A 20,750-nucleotide genomic window follows, 5' to 3' on the forward strand; every position below is an offset into this window, starting at 1 on the left:
GGGAATGCATCATGGAAAAACATTCTGAGTATCAAGAGAAATGGAAATACATGGTGTTTCCATTTTTTCTGGCATTGGTTGAAGGTGGTGTCTCTCTTCTTCGGCGTCAGGATACAAACGGAGATGTGTGGAACTATCATTTATACAATGCGTATGCTTGGTTTAACGGCAGGTTAGGGTATGATCTTGGTCCTGCTGGCGCGCATAGCTATTTAAATCCGTATCTGGATTCACTTTTCTATTTTGCAATATTGCATCTAAACCCTTTTGTGGTTGCATTTTTATTTGGATTTTTACAGGGCCTTGTGGCCTTTCCAATAATGTATATCGCTCGTTTTTTTATAAAAGATAAAATACATCAATTTGTTTTGACAGCTATATGCTGTTTTGGAAGCACGTTCTTCATTGGAGAACTTGGCTCTTCCATGCATGATAATCTTATTGCTGTTCCAATTTTAATGTCGTTTTGCTGTGTTCTTAAAGCTATTGCAGAAAAAGAAAATAAAGCACTGATTTTTTCAGGTTTGCTCATTGGTGCTGCAACTGGCCTTAAACTGACCTCGGCGCTCTATATACCTGTTTTTCTTGTTCTTATTTCTTTGTTTTATGGCCGCCGAATTGTGGGTGCCTTTTCTTTTTTAAGTTCCTCGTTTCTAGCGTTGATGGCATCTTCCGGGGTTTGGTATTACAAACTGTATACCCTTTTCGGAAACCCTCTGTTCCCGTTCTTCAATAATATTTTTCGCTCTCCCTATGCGTCTCTGGATAAGAACGCAACGCGGGACATGATGTTTTTTCAATTCCATGGGTTGGAAAAAATCATATATCCTTTTTACTTTGCAGATCATATTGATCGGGTTGTGACCGCATCAAATGATAAAGCGGTTGTTTGCTATACAGCTTTATTCTGTTTTGTTCTCTTTGCATTATATTTTGCGATAAAAATTGCGAAATTTGGCTTCAAGAGTCTGTTGGGAAGTCGGGACAATATTTTATTCCTATTTTTCTTTCTCTCTTTCTATGTCTGGCAATATGTTTTTGGTGTTTACCGTTATTTTATCCCTACAGACCTTATCTGCCCGATTATTTTCTATGTTTTGATATATGAAATTTTGAATATGCAGCAGACACCTGTGTATGAACCCGGAAAAAAGGCATGTTGGGCGGCTGCGGTTTTGGTGGCGGTCAGTTTTGTCAAAGGCGTGCCCGATTGGGGACGGGGGAGTTACAGTCACCCTTATTTTGAAGGCAATATACCGCAAGAGGTAAAAGAGGCAGATGTTTTGTTCAATGCCAATTTTTTCTCTGCATGGATCGTTCCGGTCATTAACCCTCAAGGACATGTTATTCAGATCAATAGAGGATTGTTTGATTTCGGGACTAAAAAATATTGGGATATTTATTATACCTACCTGCCTAAAAACAGGACGCCCAAGCAGTATGTATTATTCAATGATCCAAATGATCAGGTGGCCAAAAATTGGGCCATCACTAAGTTCAAGGAGCATTATAATATGCAGATAGACTTCTCATCCTGCAAAAAATTTCCGGTAAGATTGTCGAGCTATAAAAGCGATATTACGTACTGCTCTCTGTCGGTTAACCCCGGCAATGCCTGAGAGGCGGTTTCACACAGCAGATGATTTCGTTCGGTGAAAAGCAGAGGGAAAATTCGGCTTTTTAAGCAGGGGAGGTATCAGAATGCGGGGCAGTTTCGTTCTGTAGAATATTGATGCGTTCTTGTTAAGTGTCCGTGCGGGGCTCCATGCGTGGGGCTTCGTAATGGATGGGCGATCCAGTCTGGAGGGGGCGCAGAAAGACAGTTTCTCATTCGGGATGGTTTTTTTGCTGATCCAGAAGATAACTGGAAAAAAAGGCCTCAATATTTTAGCTTTACATGACATATATTATCCCCGCGAGGCTCACCTTATGAGGCGTCATAGAGCAGAATAGAGTTGGAGGGGTCTAAAACCCCCTATTTTGATTTTTCCAGTAGTAGCAATATCAACGGGTTACGATTCTTGTGCGGGCGGAAAAGTGGGTTTTTAGAACCTTCCAGCTTGTGCATGAAGTAAATCCATGCCGAGGAAGATCCTCTGATCTGAGATTGGGGTTGCTGAAAAGATGCTTTTTATTTGATGTACCTATCTGCACAAAAGAAAGCAGAAAAAATCATCGTTCATGCGTGGATTTGAAGAAAAATAAGGTGTGGTTACGGGAAGGATAAAATATTAAAGTCAGCATCGGCGTTTAAACGCTGCATCCTATCACGTATGCTTGCTACGCTGTTCAGTTACTCTGCTAAACTCATTAAGATGTAAGCTAGGCCATATGACGATTTTCCGTTCTGGAAAATACTTTTTAAGTTGTAGCGCGCTAAACGATACGGTTTTTCAAACATGCCCACTCCATTACCTGTTTCAGATATCCCTTCTCTTAGTGTGGTTGTGCCTTGCTATAATGAGCAGGGTGTTTTGCCGGAGTTTCACCAGCATCTCTGCGCCGTGATGGACCGTGTCGGGCGGCCGTGGGAAGTGGTGTATGTCAACGATGGTTCCAAAGATCAGACACTTGTGGTCATGCGTGATCTGGAACAGCAGGATAATCGGGTCTCCAGTGTCAATCTTTCCCGCAACTTCGGAAAGGAAATAGCGCTGACAGCCGGGCTGGACCATGCCCGTGGAACTCAGGGCGTGATTGTGATCGATGCCGATCTGCAGGACCCGCCTGAAGTTATTGAAACGTTGGTGGCCGAATGGTCGGACGATGTGGATATGGTATATGCCCGCAGACGGGCGCGGGAGGGTGAGAGCATCCCAAAGCGTTTTACGGCGTGGATGTTTTACCGGGTGATGGCTAAACTTGGGAACCGTGTTGTCATTCCGCCAGACACCGGCGATTTTCGGCTTCTTAGCCGCCGAGCGCTGGATAGTCTGTTGCAGATGCGTGAACGCCATCGCTTCATGAAAGGGTTGTTTGCCTGGATAGGCTATCCCTCCAAGGCCGTGTTTTATGATCGGGCGCCACGGGCCGCAGGGGTTACCAGTTTCAATTACTGGTCTCTGTGGAATTTTGCGCTGGAAGGAATTACCTCGTTCTCCGTACTGCCCTTGCAGTTAGGGACGTATCTGGGGTTTGTGATTTCCCTGCTGGCCGTGTTGTATGGCGGATGGATTGTGCTGAATACACTTCTGTTCGGCTCCCATGTGCCCGGCTATCCCAGCCTGATGAGTGTTATCCTGTTTCTGGGCGGTGTTCAGCTCATGACGCTCGGGCTAATAGGCGAATATATTGGTCGTATTTTTAACGAGACAAAAAATCGCCCTCTCTATTTTGTTGAGTCCTACCATGTGGCAGGGGTGCCGCAGGCTGGTGTTAAACCAGAGTGATCTGCTCCAATGCGCATGCGGCATGGCGTGTTGCGCCAAGGCAGGGCAACATTGCTCCATGTTTCATGGTGTCTGTTACGTAAGTGCCGAAAAAGGAAGAGGGCGTACTCGTGCATGAAGGCGCAGATCAGCCTGACGTGCTGACCATCATCGTGCCCTGCTATAATGAGGAGCCTGTTCTGTTGCAGTCTGCGGCTTGTCTGGCAGAACAACTCCAGAAAATGGTTGAGGCAGGTCTTGTGGCACAACAGAGCAAGGTGCTGTTTGTGGATGATGGCAGCACTGATCAGACGTGGCCTATAATTACCAATCTGGCTGCCCGCTCGGGCTCTTTTGGCGGGATGAAGCTGTCTCGGAATGTTGGGCATCAGAATGCGCTTCTGGCGGGGTTGAGCGCTGTGCAGGAAGGCCCGTGTATCAGCATAGATGCGGATTTGCAGGATTCCGTTGCGGCCATGAGCGCCATGGTCGAACATTATCGGGACGGTTGCCAGGTGGTGTATGGAGTGCGGCAGGATCGTTCAGCCGATACGCTTTTTAAACGGACCACGGCACGTCTTTTTTATCGCTTCATGACGATAATGGGCGTGGAAACCATTGAAGATCACGCAGATTATCGTCTGCTAGGTCCTGAAGCGAGAAAGGCCGTGCTCTCGTTCACGGAAGAAAACCTTTATCTGCGTGGTATTGTACCCTTGGTGGGTTTCAGAACAGCAAGCGTCTATTATACCCGTACGCCTCGGTTGGGCGGAGAGTCCAAATACACGCTGTTCCGGATGGTGACCCTTGCATTACGGGGAGTGACATCTTTTTCAGTCGTTCCCTTACGGATGATCGCGCTTCTGGGTGTCAGTGTATTTCTCTTGGGGCTTGTGAGTATTCTCTGGAGCGTGGTGGATAAGCTGTTTTTCCAGCCTGCGATCGGGTGGGCGTCTCTTAACGCCATGATCTGCCTGATTGGTGGGCTTCAGATGCTCGCGCTGGGAATTGTTGGGGAATATATTGGCTGTATTTATACCGAGGTGAAGCGGCGCCCCCGTTTCTTTATTGAGCAGACCACCTGACAGTAATCTGACCGTCCTTTGGGGAGCTCTTTCAAAAATCTGGAAATCGAAGTGGTTAAAGATGGAGAGTTCTAAAACCCCTTGTTTTGATTTTTCCAGTAGTAGCGATATCAATGGGTTACGATTGTTATACAGGCGGAAAAGAGGGTTTTTAGAACCCTCCAGATTTTTGTGTCTGAAAAGGCGGCTTTGACGTCTGACGGCGGTATTACAGGGTCAAGAAGGCACCGCATTCAGGTGTAAAAAGGAACGCCCAACTGATGCGAGAGGCTTTAGTCCCCCGTCTGCTGGTTTATGTCCGGTTGGCCGACAAAGCGGGTAGCAGCCTCTGATGGTCATGCGGTATGCCATTTTCCGCCTTGACGCCGCACGGTTCCGGCCTCATTCCTCCCGTCATGCGAGTTGCTGCCATTCTTCTGGCTGCCGGAACAGGCAGCCGTTACGCCGCTACCAGCGGGTCTGATACGCCAAAGCAATATGTGCTTCTGGCGGGCCTGCCGGTTATCCGTCACGCTGCGGAAGCCCTGATGCCGCATGTGACTTGCCTGCAACCAGTCGGGCATCCGGACTCCCTGCGGGATGCGCTGGACGGGCTTGAAACCCTGCCGCCGGTAGCAGGGGGAGAAACCCGCCAGGCCAGTGTGCGGGCCGGGCTTGAGGCGCTGGACGAGCTGCCGGAAGATCAGAAGCCTGATCTGGTGCTGGTGCATGATGGTGCGCGTCCCTATGTGACTGCGACCGTAATCCAGAACGTTATTTCAGCCCTGAGCGAACATCCGGGGGCAATACCGGCGGTGCCGGTGGCCGATACGCTCAAGCGGGAAGAAAATGGCGTGATTGCGGGCACAGTCTCGCGTGATCACCTGTTCCGCGCGCAAACACCGCAAGGGTTCCGCTTCGGGCTGTTTCGTGACCTGCATCGTTCGGCTTCTTCCCAGAGTGCGACGGACGATGCCAAGCTGCTGGAAGATGCCGGGTTCAGCGTGGCGCTGGTGCGTGGCGATGAAGACAATATCAAGCTGACTTATGAGGATGATCTCGTGCGTCTTGAACGATTGATCGGCCCGACCCTTTTGCCGCGCGTGGGGCTTGGGTATGACGTGCATGCGTTTGAAGAAGGGCGTCCGCTTATTCTGTGTGGCATTACTGTGCCGCACACCAAAGGGCTCGCTGGTCACTCTGACGCAGACGTTGGGATACACGCGCTGTGTGACGCCATTTATGGTGCGCTGGCTGAAGGCGATATCGGGCGCCATTTTCCGCCAAGCCAGAATGAATGGAAAGATGCGGATAGTGCGCGTTTTCTGGTGCATGCTGGCCAGCGTATTCGTGAGCGCGGTGGCATGCTGATTAATGCGGATCTGACGTTGATCTGCGAGCGTCCCAAAATCGGCCCGCATGCAGAAGCCATGCGCCAGCGGTTAGCGGATTTGTTGCAGGTGGATATTGGCCGCATTTCCGTGAAGGCGACAACCTCCGAACGTCTGGGCTTTACGGGGCGTGAAGAAGGCATTGCCTGCACGGCGGCAGTTTCCGTTCTGGTGCCCTGACCCGAAGGGCATTTTTGCGCTGCTTGCGGCCAGAAAGGCACTCTGCTCCGTAAGGAGGGGTGCCTTTTTTCTGTTGAAGAGGCCTGCGCAAGAGAGTCTTGAAGCTGGCTGGGCAGGAGACTATAACCCGCGTTACAACATGTAAGGCCCGGTTATAAAACCGTTGGGAAACTGAGCTTTTTGTTGTCCTGAAGCGTTAGAATGTTTCGGATATAAAAGATTGATTCCGGGGCGGGAAAACGCTATTCCTGCCTAAATCATAGGCAATGTGGAAAAGATAGTGCAAACGCAACCGTTAGTGCGGCCTATTGAGTTGGGCGGCGGCATCCGTATTGAAACGCCTGTTATTCTGGCCCCCATGTCTGGCGTGACAGATCTGCCGTTTCGGCGTCTGGCGCGCAAGCTGGGTGCAGGGCTTGTGGTTTCAGAAATGATCGCCTCCTGGGCCATGGTGCGTGAGAATGACACAACCCTCCGCATGGCCGAGGTTGCAGACGCGGGCGGCCCCAACGCCGTGCAGCTTGCCGGGTGTGACCCTGATGCCATGGCGGAAGCAGCACGCATTGCCGTTGGCCGCGGTGCGGACATGATTGATATCAATTTTGGCTGCCCGGTGAAGAAAGTGGCCGTGGGCCAGATGGCCGGTTCGGCCCTTATGCGGGATGAGGTTGCTGCGGGCCGTCTGCTGGAAGCCACGGTCAAAGCCGTAGATGTGCCAGTTACTCTGAAAATGCGGATGGGGTGGGATCATCAGCATCTGAATGCGCCGGTTCTGGCCCGTATTGCGCAGCAGGCTGGTATTCGCATGATCACGGTGCATGGGCGTACCCGGCAGCAATTCTATAATGGCACGGCAAACTGGGCCTTTGTGCGCACTGTGAAGGACGCCGTTGATCTGCCTGTTATTGTGAATGGTGATATCCTGACCCTTGATGATGCCAGAACCGCCCTGGCGGAATCAGGTGCGGATGGAGTGATGATCGGCCGTGGCTGCTATGGACGGCCGTGGTTTCTGGCACAGGTGGCGCAGGCTCTGCTTACGGGTGAAAACGTGCCTGACCCTGACCTACCTACAGAAAAAGCCATTGTGCTTGAACATTATGACATGATGCTCCGCCATTTTGGCGAGCGTCCGGGCCTGCGGTTGGCCCGCAAACATGTGGCCTGGTATTCTGCTGGCCTGCCGAATTCCGCCGGTTTCCGGGCTGCGTTCAACCGGGTGGATAACGCGCCAGAAGCCATTGCCATGATGACTGATTTTTACGATCAGCAGATTGCAGCAGGCGCAGTGCGTGAGCCACGCGTTTCCCGCCATGCAGAAGCGGCGGAGCAGGCTCAGGCCTGCGCTGCGTGATCAGGTCTGCATGAAACCCGGCGCTCTTTCAGCAACAGAAAGGTCAGACCCCGGTATTCTTCTGGATAGTCTGCCTGTGCCAGTGCTGGAACTTGGCCCGGATGATGGCATTCGTTTTGCCAATTCAGCGGCGGAAGAGTTTTTTGCCATGTCCCGGCATCAGTTGTGTCAGGGCGCCTTGCAGGATCTGGTTCCTTCTGATCACCCGCTTTTTCTGTTGGTGCAGCATCTCCGCCGTGAAGGTGGAAGTGTAACCGAGCATGAACTGGCCTTCAGCAGTCCGCGCTTCCATCGGGAAGGGGTGACGGTGCAGGGGGCGGATGTGCCCGATTGCCCGGGTTCCATCCTGTTGACCGTGTATGATTCCTCCACCGCGCGGACGCTCGACCGGCAGATGGCGTTTCGATCTGCTGCCCGTAGTGTGTCTGGCATGGCGGCCATGCTGGCGCATGAAGTGCGTAATCCCCTGTCAGGCATAAAAGGGGCGGCGCAAATTCTGGAAAATGCGGTTTCCGATCAGGATCGGGAACTGGCCACCTTGATCTGTGATGAAGTAGACCGGATTGATGCGCTGGTTGAGCGGATGGGCATGTTTGGAGAAGCCCCAACGGATTACCGTTCGCTTAATATCCACCGGCTTCTGGAGCATGTGAAACTCCTGGCAAATCAGGGGTTTGCCGCGGGTATCCGTATTGTAGAGCGGTATGATCCGTCCCTCCCGCATGTGTGGGGAGACCGGGATCAGCTTGTTCAGGTGCTTATCAACCTGGTGAAAAACGCTGCGGAAGCCATCCGGGAAACCGGCAAGCCGGGTGAAATTACGCTTATGACAAGCTACCGGCCTGGTATTCGCATGGCTGTGCCCGGCACAACCCAATGGCGGCATCTGCCGTTGGTGGTCACGGTGCGGGATACCGGGCCCGGTATTTCCGAGACCATTCGTCCGCATCTGTTCGAGCCCTTTCTGAGCACCAAAATGAGTGGAAGCGGGCTTGGATTGGCCCTTGTGGGCAAGATCATGGATGACCACGGTGGGGTGATTGAAGTAGAAAGCCGCCCCGGCCGGACGGAAATAAGCCTGTATCTGCCAGTTGTTTCTGAAGACCATCCCGTCACCTGAAGCGTTTTGCGCGCTTCCGGATTTTACCTGATTTCAACGCTGCTGAATGTGATCTTTCTGCCATGACGCCTCTGCCCACCATTCTTGTTGCTGATGATGACCGTTCTATTCGTACTGTGCTGGGGCAGGCTTTGGGGCGGGCCGGATATCAGGTGCAGTCCACGCCCAATGCAGCCACGCTATGGCAATGGGTTGAGGAAGGCGAGGGCGATCTGGTGATTACGGATGTGATCATGCCTGATGGCAGCGGGCTTGATCTCATTCCGCGCATCAGGCAGGCGCGGCCCGACCTGCGTATTATTGTCATGAGCGCACAATCCAACCTCATGACGGCTGTGAAAGCGACACAGCGGGGCGCGTTTGAATATCTGGCCAAGCCTTTTGACCTGAAAGAGCTTCTGAGCGTTGTTGGCCGGGCGCTGGCGGCCCCAGCGCAGGAAGTGGCCAAACCAGCCGTAAGCGCCAGCCCGGAAGAACGCTTGCCGCTGATTGGTCAGTCCGTGGTGATGCAGGGCATCTATCGGAGCATCGCTCGCCTGACGACATCTGATCTGACGGTCATGATCAGCGGGGAAAGTGGCACCGGCAAGGAACTGGTGGCGCGTGCTCTGCATGAATATGGGCGCAGGCGGGGCGGCCCCTTTATTGCAGTGAACATGGCGGCCATCCCGCGTGACCAGATTGAGAGCGAGCTGTTTGGCCAGGAGCGCACAGCAGGGGGCAGAAGTCCGGGGCGCTTTGAGCAGGCGGCGGGAGGCACACTGTTTCTGGATGAAATTGGCGACATGCCGCCAGAAGCCCAGACTCGTCTGCTGCGTGTCTTGCAGGACGGCGAATTCACGACGGTTGGGGGGCGTGCTCCCATTCGGGCAGATGTGCGCATTATTGCCGCAACTCACCGTGATCTGCGGCAGGCTATCCGTGCCGGAACCTTCCGTGAGGATCTGTACTATCGCTTGAATGTGGTGCCTGTGCGCCTGCCGCCGCTGAGGGAACGGCTGGAGGATATTCCGCTGCTGGCCCGCCATTTTCTGGCGCAGTGTCGGGATGCAGGTGGTCCTTCCAAGGTGCTGGATGAGTCCGCTATCGAGCGTTTGCAGTCCTGGCGGTGGCCCGGCAACGTGCGGGAGCTGGAAAACCTGATCCGTCGTATTGTGGCGCTTTATCCGCAGGAAACCATAGGCAGTGATCTGATTGACGCGGAACTGGCTGAACCGCTGGCAAACGAGGCATTGGTGGAAAAAACAGCGGTGGAAGAGCCGCTGTCCGAGGCTGTTTCCCGCCATATCCTGCGTTACCTTGTGGCTGGCAGGGAAGGGATGCCCCTGAATGATCTGTATTCCCGCGTCATCATGGAAGTGGAGCGCCCGCTTATTCAGATGACGTTGACTGAAACACGGGGCAATCAGATCAAAGCGGCCTCCATGCTGGGGTTGAACCGGAATACGCTGCGCAAGAAAATACGTGAACTGGAAATACCGGTTGTGCGTGGCGTGGTCTGACCGGCGCGCATGAAGCACTTTCTCTCCACGTTCAAGGCGCTGCTCTCCCGCACCCGGCTGCATTGGCTGCTGCGGTCCCTTGAGCGGAAAAGTGTGGCGCTTACCTTGGCAGCGCTTGCGCTGTGCTTGGGGTTTGCAACCTTTGTCGCGCTTTCAGGCGGTATGTCCTTCGGGCATTATGCCATCATAGAACCGCTGATTCTGCTGGTGAACAGCCTTGTGCTGGGTCTGCTGCTGCTGGCGCTGGCCATGCGTGTGGGGCCCATGTTGGCCGAACATCGCAAAGGGCTGGCCGGGGCACGCCTGCATGTGCGGCTGGTTACTCTTTTTGGCATTGTGGCTGTGGCCCCCACTCTGGTGGTGGGCGCATTCGCCACATTGTTTTTTCATTACGGCATTCAGATCTGGTTTGCGGACAGGGTCAATACAGCGCTGACGGAAGCCCTTGAAGCATCACGTGGGTATCTGACGGAACACAACGCCAATATCCGGACAGATGCGTTCTCGATGGCCAACTATATCACCAGTGCGGAAAACGAACTGGCGGCCAGCGGCATGAACCTGTTGCAGGACCCGGATGCATTGGGCCAGATGCTGGACAGTCAGGCCACCATGCGCGGTCTGACCGAAGCTCTGGTGTATGATCCTATTACCAACAAGGTGGTGGCGGCTGGCGGGTTGATGAGCCGCACCGGCTATATGCAGGATCTACCGCCCCCGGCTGCCACGCTGATGGCCCGCACCAATGATGTTGCCATCCTTGATTCCCCGGATGAGCGCCGTGTGCGCGCCGTGGTAGAGCTTTCTCAGACGCCTGCCCTGATGCTGGTGATCACCCGCTTGGTGGACCCCACCATTCTGGAGCACATGCACCGCACGGAAAAAGTGGTGGCGGATTACAAGCGCCTGAATGACAACAAGGCGAAAATCCAGCTTACCTTCATCATGATCTTTGCATTGGTGGCCTTGCTGGTGCTGGCGGCAGCAGCGCTGATCGGGTTGGCTCTGGCCAATCAGATTGCCAAGCCATTAGGCCTGCTGATTCTGGCAGCACGCCGTATCAGTGAAGGGGATCTGGGCGTCCATGTGCCCGAATCCAACCGTGATGATGAAGTGACGAGCCTGTCCCGCGCCTTTAACCGCATGACGGAACAGCTTGCCAGCCAGCGTTCGGAACTGATGGCGGCCTATGGCCAGATCAATGAACGCCGCCGTTTTACGGAGGCTGTGTTGTCCGGTGTTTCCGCCGGCGTGATCGGGCTGGATGTGGAGCAACGGATTGAACTGCCGAACCGCGCCGCTTGCCTACTGCTTCAAACAGATCTGATGGATGCCATTGGCGAGCCGCTTTCCGTCCGGGTACCGGACTTTGCGGAAATGTTGGCCGAAGCTCGTCAGGCCCCTGATCAGGTTATCACGCGGGAGGTGCAGACAGGCCCGGTAACCAACCGCCGCATGTTGCTTGTGCGGCTGGGGGCGGAGCTACGCGGCACGGTAACGGAAGGGTACGTGATCACGTTTGATGATATTACGGCCCTGCAGCTTGCCCAGCGCAAGGCGGCCTGGGCGGATGTCGCCCGCCGTATTGCCCATGAAATCAAGAATCCGTTGACCCCTATCCAGCTTGCGGCGGAGCGGCTGAAGCGGCGCTTTCTGCGCGAAATTACGTCTGATCCTGAAACATTTGCCCAGTGTGCTGATACAATTGTGCGCCAGGTGGGGGATATCGGGCGTATGGTGGATGAGTTTTCCGCATTCGCCCGCATGCCGCAGCCTGTTATGACTCAGGAAGATCTGTCCCGCATCGTGCGGGAAGTTCTGGTGCTGCAACGCAATGCACACCCGGAGATTACCTACCATGTCAGCCTGCCGGACAGGGGGCCGATCGTGCGGTGTGATCGACGTCTGATCAGCCAGGCGTTGATCAACCTCTTACAGAATGCGGCAGATGCCATTGCCATGACGGCAAAACAGGGTGATGTTGGAGAACATGGCGTAAACGTGGCAGGCGCGATATGGATTGGTCTGCAAGAGGATCAGGACGAGGTTGAGATTTCAGTTGCAGATAATGGTGTGGGCCTGCCTTCAGATGACAGGCACCGCCTGACGGAACCCTATGTGACGCACAAGGCCAAAGGCACCGGACTGGGGCTGGCCATTGTGAAGAAAATTATGGAAGACCACGGGGGTGCAGTGCGTCTGGAAGACAGGACGGAGGAAACAGGAACTGTGGCTATTCTGATGTTGCCGATGAAGGACGACCATGGCTCATGAAATCCTGATTGTTGATGATGAGCCTGATATTCGGATGCTCATTGAGGGCATTCTTGAAGATGAAGGATACGAAACGCGGGTTGCCGGAAATTCCGATGCAGCCATAGCGGCGTTCCGCGCGCGTAGGCCATCTCTGGTTGTACTGGATGTGTGGTTGCAGGGGTCCAAGCTGGATGGGCTTGGTATCCTTAATGTACTGCACGCGGAAGAACCCTCTGTGCCCGTTATCATGATCTCCGGGCACGGCACGATTGAAACAGCCGTGGCGGCGTTGCAGCACGGTGCCTATGACTTCATTGAAAAGCCGTTTCAGGCAGACCGGTTGCTGGTTGTGGTGCGGCGTGCTCTTGAAGCCTCCCGTCTGGCCAAGGAAAATGAAGAACTCAGGCTGCGCGCTGGGCAGGACACAGAACTGTTTGGTAACAGCGCCCTGATTTCAGCCGTGCGTGGGCAGATTGAACGGGTAGCCCCCACAGGTTCCCGCGTGTTGATTACGGGTGGCCCCGGTTCCGGCAAGGAAGTGGCTGCGCGGATGATTCATGCGCGCTCACGCCGGGCTGATGGTCCTTTTGTGGCCCTGAACTGCGCGATTCTGGCTCCCGGCCGGTTTGAGGAAGAACTGTTCGGGCTGGAAGGTGCGCCAGATGGCACAGGCCGCCGCACCGGGGTTCTGGAACGCGCCCATGGCGGCACGCTGGTGCTGGATGAAGTGGCTGATATGCCGCTTGAGACACAGGGCAAGATTGTCCGTGCCTTGCAGGATCAGACGTTTGAGCGCTTGGGCGGTTCTACGCGTGTAAAGGTTGATGTGCGTGTTCTGGCGACCACAAACCGGGATTTACAGGCCGAAATCATGGCAGGGCGCTTCCGTGAGGACCTGTATTACCGGCTGGCGGTTGTGCCCCTGAGCGTGCCGGGCCTGCGGGAGCGGCGGGATGATATTCCGGGCCTTGCGGAACTGTTTCTGCGGCGGGCCGCTGAAATGGCCGGGCTGCCCAAACGGGAACTCTCGGCTGATGCCATAGCCGCCCTTCAGGCATATGACTGGCCCGGTAACGCGCGTGAACTGCGGAACCTGATGGAACGGGTGCTGATCATGCTGCCCGGCAATACGGTGGAGCCCATTCGGGCGGACATGTTGCCTTCCACCATCGGGGAGGGTGCGCCAGCCCTGCTGAAGTTTGATGCCGCGGCGGATGTGATGAGCCTTCCGCTGCGTGAAGCGCGAGATATGTTTGAAACCCAGTACCTTCAGGCGCAGTTATTACGTTTTGGCGGCAATATCAGCCGTACGGCCATATTTGTTGGCATGGAACGTAGCGCATTGCATCGCAAACTGAAACAGCTTGGTGTAACATCAGAAGAACGAGGGGCGGGCTAGGGCGATTGCAGCGTACACTGCACGCGGGTTCCGACTTTAACAAAAAACGAGAATAGGGCCTCACACTGTGGAAAAGGAAACCGGGTATAACGTGCAAGATGCGTTTTTGAGCCAGATTCGTCGCTCACGTGCGTCTGTTACGGTATTTTTGGTCAATGGCGTCAAATTACAGGGCAACATTACGTGGTTTGACGAGACGACCGTTCTGCTAAAGCGGGACGAGCATACCCAGCTCATTTACAAGCATGCCATCAGCACGGTCATGCCTTCCATACCAGTCAATATATTTGAAACCCCGGCGTCTGGCGCGTCGGCAGACAGAGAAGCAACTCTTGGCGACGACTTTATCTGATACAAAACCCTCCGCCACGCGCGGCGCCGTTATCCTGCCGTGGGAAAAATCCTCCCATGATCAGGATATCCGGGCGGCAGAAGCTCGGCTTGAAGAAGCTGTGGGCCTTGCAGCCTCCATCGGTCTGGTCATTGTCCGGCAGGCAGTGCTGCTGGTACGGGCCAAACGGTCTGCCACCCTGTTGGGAAGCGGGCAGGTCGACTCGCTCAAGGTCGCCGTCAAAGCGGACAAGATTGATGTTCTGGTGGTTGATGCCCGGCTTACCCCCGGCCAGCAGCGAAATCTGGAAACGGAATTTGGCTGTAAGGTGATCGACCGGACGGGCCTTATTCTTGATATTTTCGGGGCGCGTGCTGCCACCAAGGAAGGCACGCTTCAGGTTGAACTGGCGCATCTGGAATATCAGCGCTCGCGGCTGGTGCGGCTGTGGACTCACCTTGAACGTCAGCGCGGGGGCTTCGGCTTTCTTGGCGGCCCCGGTGAAACGCAGATCGAAGCTGACCGCCGGATGATTGGTGACCGCATTGTGCGGTTGAAAAAGGAACTGGAGCAGGTTCGGCGTACCCGCGGCTTGCACCGGCAGGCCCGTAAACGTGTGCCTTTCCCGGTTGTTGCACTTGTGGGCTATACCAACGCAGGCAAATCAACCCTGTTCAATGCCCTGACCGGGGCCACCGTTTACGCCAAGGATCAGCTTTTTGCCACGCTGGATCCGACCATGCGGGCCATTACGCTTCCATCTGGCAGGCGTATCATCCTTTCCGACACTGTGGGCTTTATCAGTGATCTGCCAACAGAACTGATTGCGGCCTTCCGTGCCACGCTGGAAGAAGTGGCGGAGGCAGATATTATCCTGCACGTGCGTGACATTGCGCATCCGGACAGTGCTGCCCAGAAGAAAGATGTGTTTGGTGTGCTGGATGGCATGGCACGGGACGACATGATTGAGTCTGACTGGGCCAGCCGCATGATTGAAGTTATGAACAAGGCTGATCTGCTGGGTGGCCCGGATGCGGTGCCGCAGACAGAAGATACTGTGGCCATTTCCGCTATCACCGGTGATGGTTTGCCAGCCCTGATGGATGTGATTGACCGCCGTATTACGTCTTCCATGGAAAATGTGCGGTATCGGGTTCCGCTTTCTGATGGTGCGGCTTCGGCGTGGCTCTATCAGCACGGTGAGGTAACTGACCGGCAGGATGATGATACATGCACAACCATTACCGTGCGCCTGCTTGCTGAAGAGCGAGCCCGCTTTGAAAGTCTATTCAAGCATGTTGAACCGCTCGTCGCCTGATTTTTTCTTCAGGATAAAAGACTAGAAATTGGCCAGTTCCTGTCAGGACTGGCCATTTTTTATGGGACTATGCGGAAAATTCTCTTGAGGAAGGGACGGGAAAGCCGGACCCTGCGTTCCTGCGTTCCTGCGTTCCTGCGTTCCTGCGTTCCTGCGTTCCTGCGTTCCTGCGTTCCTGCGTTCCTGCGTTCCTGCGTTCCTGCGTTCCTGCGTTCCTGCGTTCCTGCGTTCCTGCGTTCCTGCGTTCCTGCGTTCCTGCTTCGGGACAGTCGGCTTTTTATGCCACAATTCTATGCTGTTATCTAAAAAGGGCATGCCTGTTTTTATGATGGAGCGCGTTCTTGGGAGTCGCTTTGACACGCCTGATACTTAACGAATGACTGCGATTTAATCGTGAAATCCGCATATTTTATAAGCAGAGTTCCCTTTTTCGTCGCGGGATGTCTTCTGTCCATGGAGCTGAGAGCGGGATTTTATCCTTTCACTTATTGTTGATGTTCTTTGAAAAAAAGGTGTCACAAAAATTCCTTTTCTGGGGTGTAGGTCTTCCTGCTTCAAAACCGTTTCCGAAAAAAGAGGGGCGTTTCTGGGGAGGTTCAACGAACGTGCTGTTTGGCGGGCTGATATGAAATTTTCGGAAAAACGAGCAGGAAGGAAAAGAGGCGATGCGCATTGCTGTCATAGGGGCAGGAGCCGTTGGCTGTTACGTGGGTGGCCTGCTGGCCCACGCTGGGCATAATGTTACATTGTTGGGCCGTGCCGTGCATGTAGATGCGATCAAGGCAAACGGACTCCTGCTGGATATGCCTGATGGCAGCAGGCGGATTGAGGTGGAAGCAGTTACGGACGCGGCTGATCTTTCTCCTGCCGATCTTGTGCTGGTGTGCGTCAAATCCGCCGATACGGAAGACGCAGGACGTGAACTCCTCCCGATCTTGCGGGAAGGGACTGTCATTCTCAGTCTTCAAAATGGCGTTGATAATGCCGAAAAACTCCGAACCGTGACCGGACATTCCGTTGTGCCTGCGGTGGTCTATGTGGCTGTGGACATGAAGGGGCCAGGTCATGTTGGTTATCATGGGGGAGGAAGATTACTGATTGGCTCCTGCCCGGAAAGTGAGGCTATTGCGTCAGCTTTCACGCAGGCTGGGGTGCCGACTATTATTTCAGAGCGTGTGCTGAATGCGCTGTGGACGAAATTGACAATAAACTGTGCCTACAACGCACTTTCTGCCGTGGCGCAGATTGCCTACACGCCCATGCTGGAAGTGGAAGGGGTAAAGGCAGTCATGGCGCAGGTGGTGCAGGAATGTCAGGACGTGGCGGCTGCATGTCAGGTCTGGTTGCCAGAGACAATGCTGCAACAGGTGCTGGATATTGCAAAACTCATGCCAGACCAGAAATCCTCAACCGCGCAGGACATCAAACGTGGTCGGCCAACGGAAATTGATTACCTGAACGGTTATATTGTGCGCAAAGGCGCCGAGTTTGGTATCGCAACCCCCACCAATCAGGCATTGCAGGTCATGGTCAAACTGGCAGAAAAAAGCCACTGCCATGTTGAGAGATGACGGAGACGGAGTAAGGAAGTCGGTAGAGTTTTTTCGATAAGCTAACCAATGTCTGGTCTTATCTTATCAGATGATGGCCGGTGAACTGCATCCTCAGCAAAGAGCCCTATCAAATGCCTCTTACCTGCGTTTTGTTGAGGTTTCCCATTTGAGGCTGAGGCGGGAAAAGACAAAGTTGCTTCATGATACGTGAAGCAACGTTATGTTTTGAGGGAAGCTGGTATTTCAAAAAACAGCACCCAGCAGGATGTTGGTTCAAGACGTGAGCAGAGTGCGTGAGGTGCGCCGAGCAGTCTGCTTTCTATTCAGTCAAACTCAGTTGGTAACTGTGGGTTTGCGTGGTGCGCAAACAGGCGTTCAATCTGGTGCGGTAATATGCGTCCGGTAGAAAGATCTTGTGGAATCTGGTCTTTTGCAAAGAAGCGGACTTCACTGGTCTCAACACTGGTTGTGGCTTCTCCGCCTGTAATGTGGCCCAGAAAGAAAAGTTTGGTTATGGAAAAACCTTCCGGTGGGTGATGATTTTGGGTTGAGCGGTCAAGCACCATAGCCAGTTTTGTTATGTGCACGGTGTATCCCGTTTCTTCCCACACTTCCTTGGCGGCACATTGGCTTGCGGTCAGGTTCACATCTGTCCAGCCGCCCGGCACGGTCCACCGGTTTTTATCCAGCACTTCACGCACCATCAGAATGCGGCCCTCAGCATCAAACACGCCAACACGTACTTCCAGCTTGGGGGTGGCGTATCCATCCTGCTGGCTGAACAGGGTGAGAAGCGTATCTTCCAATTCTGCACTGCCTGCCGTCATCATGCGGGCAGATAAAGCCCGCAGTATTTCATAGCGTTCTTTGTCAAAGGGATCTGTGGCGTATGTCAGCCCGGTTTGAGAAATGGCCTGAATTTCACGTGCCCAGACAAGCCATGCGGGTTCTGACATTCTTCTCTCCTTAAAACAGGTCAGTGGTGCATCATCGTGTAAGGCAAGGATACGGCACTTGCGCGCTACAAACAAAAACGGGAAGGCCGAGGCCCTCCCGTTTCACTAGCCATATGTGGCTGATCTTGTCAGGCCATAACGGCCGCGGCTTCCTGACCGTTGATCAGCAACCCATCTCCGTTAGCAGAGATGGTGATGGTTTCACCATCATGGATCGTGCCTTGCAGCAGCAGTTCAGCCAGCGGGTTCTGCAGGCTGCGCTGTATAACCCGTTTGAGCGGACGGGCACCGTAAACCGGATCATACCCTTCATTGGCGAGCCATGCGTGGGCCAGTTCATCCAGCTTGAGCGTAATCTTGCGATCATCCAGCAGTTTCTGAAGACGGCCGATCTGGATATCGACAATCTTCGTCATGTCCGCTTTCTGCAGGCGCGAGAACAGGATGATTTCATCAAGCCGGTTCAGGAATTCCGGGCGGAAGTGCTCACGCACCACCTTCATGACCTGCGCCTGCACCATATCCGTAGATTCACCATCTGGCTGATGGGCCAGAACATCCGAACCAAGGTTACTGGTCAGCACAATAATGGTGTTACGGAAGTCCACTGTCCGACCCTGGCCATCCGTCAGGCGACCATCATCAAGAACCTGAAGCAGAATGTTGAAAACGTCCTCATGGGCTTTTTCAACTTCGTCAAACAGGATGACCTGATACGGCCGCCGCCGCACGGCTTCTGTCAGCACGCCGCCTTCTTCATACCCCACATAGCCCGGAGGGGCACCAATCAGACGGGCTACTGCGTGTTTTTCCATGAATTCACTCATGTCCACACGCAGCAGCGCTTTTTCATCATCAAACAGGAAGCGGGCCAGCGCTTTGGTCAGCTCGGTTTTCCCGACACCCGTTGGGCCGAGGAACAGGAAGGAGCCAATCGGGCGATTGGGGTCCTGCAAGCCTGCACGGGCACGGCGCACCGCGTTGGAAACGGCCTTGAGGGCGGGTTCCTGACCAACCACGGATTTCCGCAGTTCATCTTCCATACGAAGCAGTTTGGCGCGTTCGCCTTCCAGCATGCGGTCAACCGGCACACCCGTCCAGCGGGAGACAACGGAGGCCACACCCTGATCTGTCACGGCTTCAGACACAAGATCGGTCTTGCCAGCTTCAGACTGTGTTTCCTGCGCCTGCGCAATCTGGGCCTGAAGGTTGGGAATAACGCCATACATCAGTTCGGATGCTTTGCCGAGATCGCCTTTACGTTGCGCGACTTCCACTTCAGAACGCGCCTGATCAAGCTGTTCCTGAAGTTTCTGCACAGCGTTCACACGGTCTTTTTCCGCATGCCAGGATGCGCTCATGGCATCGGATTTCTCTTCAAGATCGGCCAGTTCCGCTTCCACGGCTTCCAGACGGTCCTTGCTGGCGCTGTCATCTTCCTTGCGCAGAGCTTCCCGCTCAATCTTGAGCTGGATGATACGCCGATCAAGTTCGTCCAGTTCTTCCGGCTTGCTGTCAATCTGCATGCGCAGGCGGCTGGCCGCCTCGTCAATCAGATCGATGGCTTTATCCGGCAGGAAACGGTCTGTGATGTAGCGGTTGGAAAGCGTTGCCGCTGCCACCAGTGCGCCATCCGTAATACGGACCCCGTGATGGAGTTCGTATTTTTCCTTGATGCCACGCAGAATGGAGATGGTGTCCGCAACTGAAGGCTCACCTACAAATACAGGCTGGAACCGGCGGGCAAGTGCCGCATCCTTTTCAATGTATTTGCGATATTCATCCAGCGTGGTCGCGCCAATGCAGTGCAGGGTGCCACGGGCCAGTTCCGGCTTGATGAGGTTGGAGGCATCCATGGCGCCATCCGTCCGGCCAGCGCCCACCAGCGTGTGCATTTCATCAATAAAGAGAATGATCTGCCCCTCGGCGGATTCAATCTCTTTCAGCACGGCTTTCAGGCGTTCTTCAAACTCACCGCGGTATTTGGCACCAGCTACTAGAGCGCCCATGTCGAGTGAGAGCAGCTTCTTGTTTTTCAGGGCTTCCGGAACGTCACCGTTCACAATGCGCTGGGCAAGCCCTTCCACAATGGCGGTTTTACCCACACCGGGTTCACCAATCAGCACGGGGTTGTTCTTGCTGCGGCGGGCCAGAACCTGAATGGCACGACGAATTTCTTCATCACGACCAATAACAGGGTCCAGCTTGCCTGCCTGAGCAACTTCCGTCACATCGCGGGCATATTTTTTCAAGGCATCAAAATTGGCTTCAGCGTTTTCGCTGGTCACGGTGCGTCCTTTACGGATGGCGGCAACGGCTTTTTCCAAAGCATCAGGCGTTGCGCCGTTTTCTTTTAAAGCACGGCCTGCTGGCGTGTCAGACTGGGCGATACCAATCAGCAGGCGGTCCTGTGCAACAAAGGAATCCCCTGCTTTCTGGGCGGCCTGTTCGGCTCCATCCAGCACGCGCACAAGGTCAGGTGTGGCCTGAGGCTGGCCTGCGCCGCCACCCTGTACCTTGGGCAGCTTGGCCAAAGCCTGTTCCGTTGCGGCCTTTACGGCTTCCGGCTTACCACCTGCCGCGCGGATAAGAGAGGAGGCAGCGCCTTCCTCATCATCCAGCATGGCTTTCAGCAGATGTTCGGGTGTAAGCTGCTGGTTGAAGTCACGAATACAGATGGTTTGCGCAGCCTGCAGAAAACCCCGTGACCGTTCTGTAAATTTTGCGATATCCATAGTTCCCTCGTGTCCCTTTCTCTTAGGCGACTGAAGGCCGTATCACCGCCCCATTCTGGCAACGGCAACATGGTCTTTTCTCGCTAACAAAGATTGGAACGCTCGTTGCAACAATCAAGAGGGAAGTGGGCAGGTCTGACCAGAAGAAAATGAGGGCAAAGGCATGTCCTATACCCTGCGCGCTTCTGCTTCCGGCCTATTCTGCGGGCCGGAAGTGACTGAG

General features: G+C 54.3%; 14 protein-coding genes. 12 read left to right on the forward strand and 2 right to left on the reverse strand.

Annotation, left to right across the window (positions count from 1 at the left end; genetic code table 11):
• Nucleotides 1–11 precede the first annotated feature (11 nt).
• The 12 genes from ASN_RS13545 (at nt 12) to ASN_RS13605 (ending at nt 16,854) form a co-directional block, all read left to right on the forward strand.
• Nucleotides 12–1,619, forward strand: a complete 1,608-nt coding sequence (locus ASN_RS13545; protein ID WP_058988485.1) for a glycosyltransferase 87 family protein — start codon at nt 12–14, stop codon at nt 1,617–1,619.
• Between the two features lie 780 nt (nt 1,620–2,399).
• On the forward strand, nt 2,400–3,389 hold the full coding sequence (locus ASN_RS13550; RefSeq protein ID WP_197603293.1) for a glycosyltransferase family 2 protein: 990 nt from the start codon (nt 2,400–2,402) through the stop codon (nt 3,387–3,389).
• Nucleotides 3,390–3,499: 110 nt separating this feature from the next.
• Nucleotides 3,500–4,453 (forward strand): glycosyltransferase family 2 protein, encoded by a 954-nt coding sequence (locus tag ASN_RS13555; protein WP_231948240.1) that lies wholly within the window; start codon nt 3,500–3,502, stop codon nt 4,451–4,453.
• Between the two features lie 395 nt (nt 4,454–4,848).
• Nucleotides 4,849–6,003, forward strand: a complete 1,155-nt coding sequence (ispF, locus tag ASN_RS13560; RefSeq protein WP_058989345.1) for a 2-C-methyl-D-erythritol 2,4-cyclodiphosphate synthase — start codon at nt 4,849–4,851, stop codon at nt 6,001–6,003.
• Between the two features lie 280 nt (nt 6,004–6,283).
• Nucleotides 6,284–7,357 (forward strand): tRNA dihydrouridine synthase DusB, encoded by a 1,074-nt coding sequence (gene dusB / locus ASN_RS13565; protein WP_035381003.1) that lies wholly within the window; start codon nt 6,284–6,286, stop codon nt 7,355–7,357.
• A 10-nt stretch (nt 7,358–7,367) separates the two neighbouring features.
• On the forward strand, nt 7,368–8,477 hold the full coding sequence (locus ASN_RS13570) for a two-component system sensor histidine kinase NtrB (RefSeq protein WP_006559676.1): 1,110 nt from the start codon (nt 7,368–7,370) through the stop codon (nt 8,475–8,477).
• Nucleotides 8,478–8,539: 62 nt separating this feature from the next.
• On the forward strand, nt 8,540–9,979 hold the full coding sequence (gene ntrC / locus ASN_RS13575) for a nitrogen regulation protein NR(I) (RefSeq protein ID WP_006559675.1): 1,440 nt from the start codon (nt 8,540–8,542) through the stop codon (nt 9,977–9,979).
• Nucleotides 9,980–9,988: 9 nt separating this feature from the next.
• The gene (locus ASN_RS13580) at nt 9,989–12,253 is read left to right on the forward strand and encodes a sensor histidine kinase NtrY-like (protein ID WP_006559674.1); all 2,265 of its coding nucleotides are present in this window, start codon (nt 9,989–9,991) and stop codon (nt 12,251–12,253) included.
• The gene (gene ntrX, locus ASN_RS13585) at nt 12,243–13,634 is read left to right on the forward strand and encodes a nitrogen assimilation response regulator NtrX (protein ID WP_006559673.1); all 1,392 of its coding nucleotides are present in this window, start codon (nt 12,243–12,245) and stop codon (nt 13,632–13,634) included. The genes ASN_RS13580 and ntrX overlap by 11 nt, the downstream gene beginning before the upstream one ends.
• Nucleotides 13,635–13,701: 67 nt before the next feature.
• A complete protein-coding gene (hfq, locus tag ASN_RS13590) occupies nt 13,702–13,986 on the forward strand; it encodes an RNA chaperone Hfq (protein WP_006559672.1) in 285 nt (94 codons plus the stop codon).
• Nucleotides 13,967–15,283 (forward strand): GTPase HflX, encoded by a 1,317-nt coding sequence (gene hflX / locus ASN_RS13595; RefSeq protein ID WP_058988487.1) that lies wholly within the window; start codon nt 13,967–13,969, stop codon nt 15,281–15,283. Before hfq ends, hflX begins: the two co-directional genes overlap by 20 nt.
• A gap of 665 nt (nt 15,284–15,948) precedes the next feature.
• The gene (locus ASN_RS13605; protein WP_058988489.1) at nt 15,949–16,854 is read left to right on the forward strand and encodes a ketopantoate reductase family protein; all 906 of its coding nucleotides are present in this window, start codon (nt 15,949–15,951) and stop codon (nt 16,852–16,854) included.
• Between the two features lie 305 nt (nt 16,855–17,159).
• Here ASN_RS13605 and ASN_RS13610 read toward each other — a convergent pair whose 3' ends face one another.
• Nucleotides 17,160–17,792 carry an NUDIX hydrolase gene (locus tag ASN_RS13610; protein WP_058988490.1) on the reverse strand — a complete coding sequence of 211 codons (633 nt, stop codon included), beginning with the start codon at nt 17,790–17,792 and terminating at the stop codon, nt 17,160–17,162.
• A gap of 128 nt (nt 17,793–17,920) precedes the next feature.
• Nucleotides 17,921–20,527, reverse strand: coding sequence for an ATP-dependent chaperone ClpB (gene clpB, locus ASN_RS13615; protein WP_006559008.1), 2,607 nt, complete (start codon nt 20,525–20,527; stop codon nt 17,921–17,923).
• Between the last annotated feature and the right edge of the window lie 223 nt (nt 20,528–20,750).

The sequence above is a fragment of the Acetobacter senegalensis genome (assembly GCF_001499615.1).
Classification (GTDB): Bacteria; Pseudomonadota; Alphaproteobacteria; order Acetobacterales; family Acetobacteraceae; genus Acetobacter; species Acetobacter senegalensis.

What these genes read in the sequence shown, in the direction of transcription:
- ASN_RS13550 (WP_197603293.1), top strand. Translation starts at nt 2,400, where the DNA reads ATGCCCACTCCATTACCTGTTTCAGATATCCCTTCTCTTAGTGTGGTT.
- ispF (WP_058989345.1), top strand. Translation starts at nt 4,849, where the DNA reads ATGCGAGTTGCTGCCATTCTTCTGGCTGCCGGAACAGGCAGCCGTTAC.
- ASN_RS13545 (WP_058988485.1), top strand. Translation starts at nt 12, where the DNA reads ATGGAAAAACATTCTGAGTATCAAGAGAAATGGAAATACATGGTGTTT.
- ASN_RS13610 (WP_058988490.1), bottom strand. Translation starts at nt 17,792, where the DNA reads ATGTCAGAACCCGCATGGCTTGTCTGGGCACGTGAAATTCAGGCCATT.
- clpB (WP_006559008.1), bottom strand. Translation starts at nt 20,527, where the DNA reads ATGGATATCGCAAAATTTACAGAACGGTCACGGGGTTTTCTGCAGGCT.
- ntrX (WP_006559673.1), top strand. Translation starts at nt 12,243, where the DNA reads ATGGCTCATGAAATCCTGATTGTTGATGATGAGCCTGATATTCGGATG.
- ASN_RS13570 (WP_006559676.1), top strand. Translation starts at nt 7,368, where the DNA reads ATGAAACCCGGCGCTCTTTCAGCAACAGAAAGGTCAGACCCCGGTATT.
- ASN_RS13605 (WP_058988489.1), top strand. Translation starts at nt 15,949, where the DNA reads ATGCGCATTGCTGTCATAGGGGCAGGAGCCGTTGGCTGTTACGTGGGT.
- ntrC (WP_006559675.1), top strand. Translation starts at nt 8,540, where the DNA reads ATGACGCCTCTGCCCACCATTCTTGTTGCTGATGATGACCGTTCTATT.
- ASN_RS13580 (WP_006559674.1), top strand. Translation starts at nt 9,989, where the DNA reads ATGAAGCACTTTCTCTCCACGTTCAAGGCGCTGCTCTCCCGCACCCGG.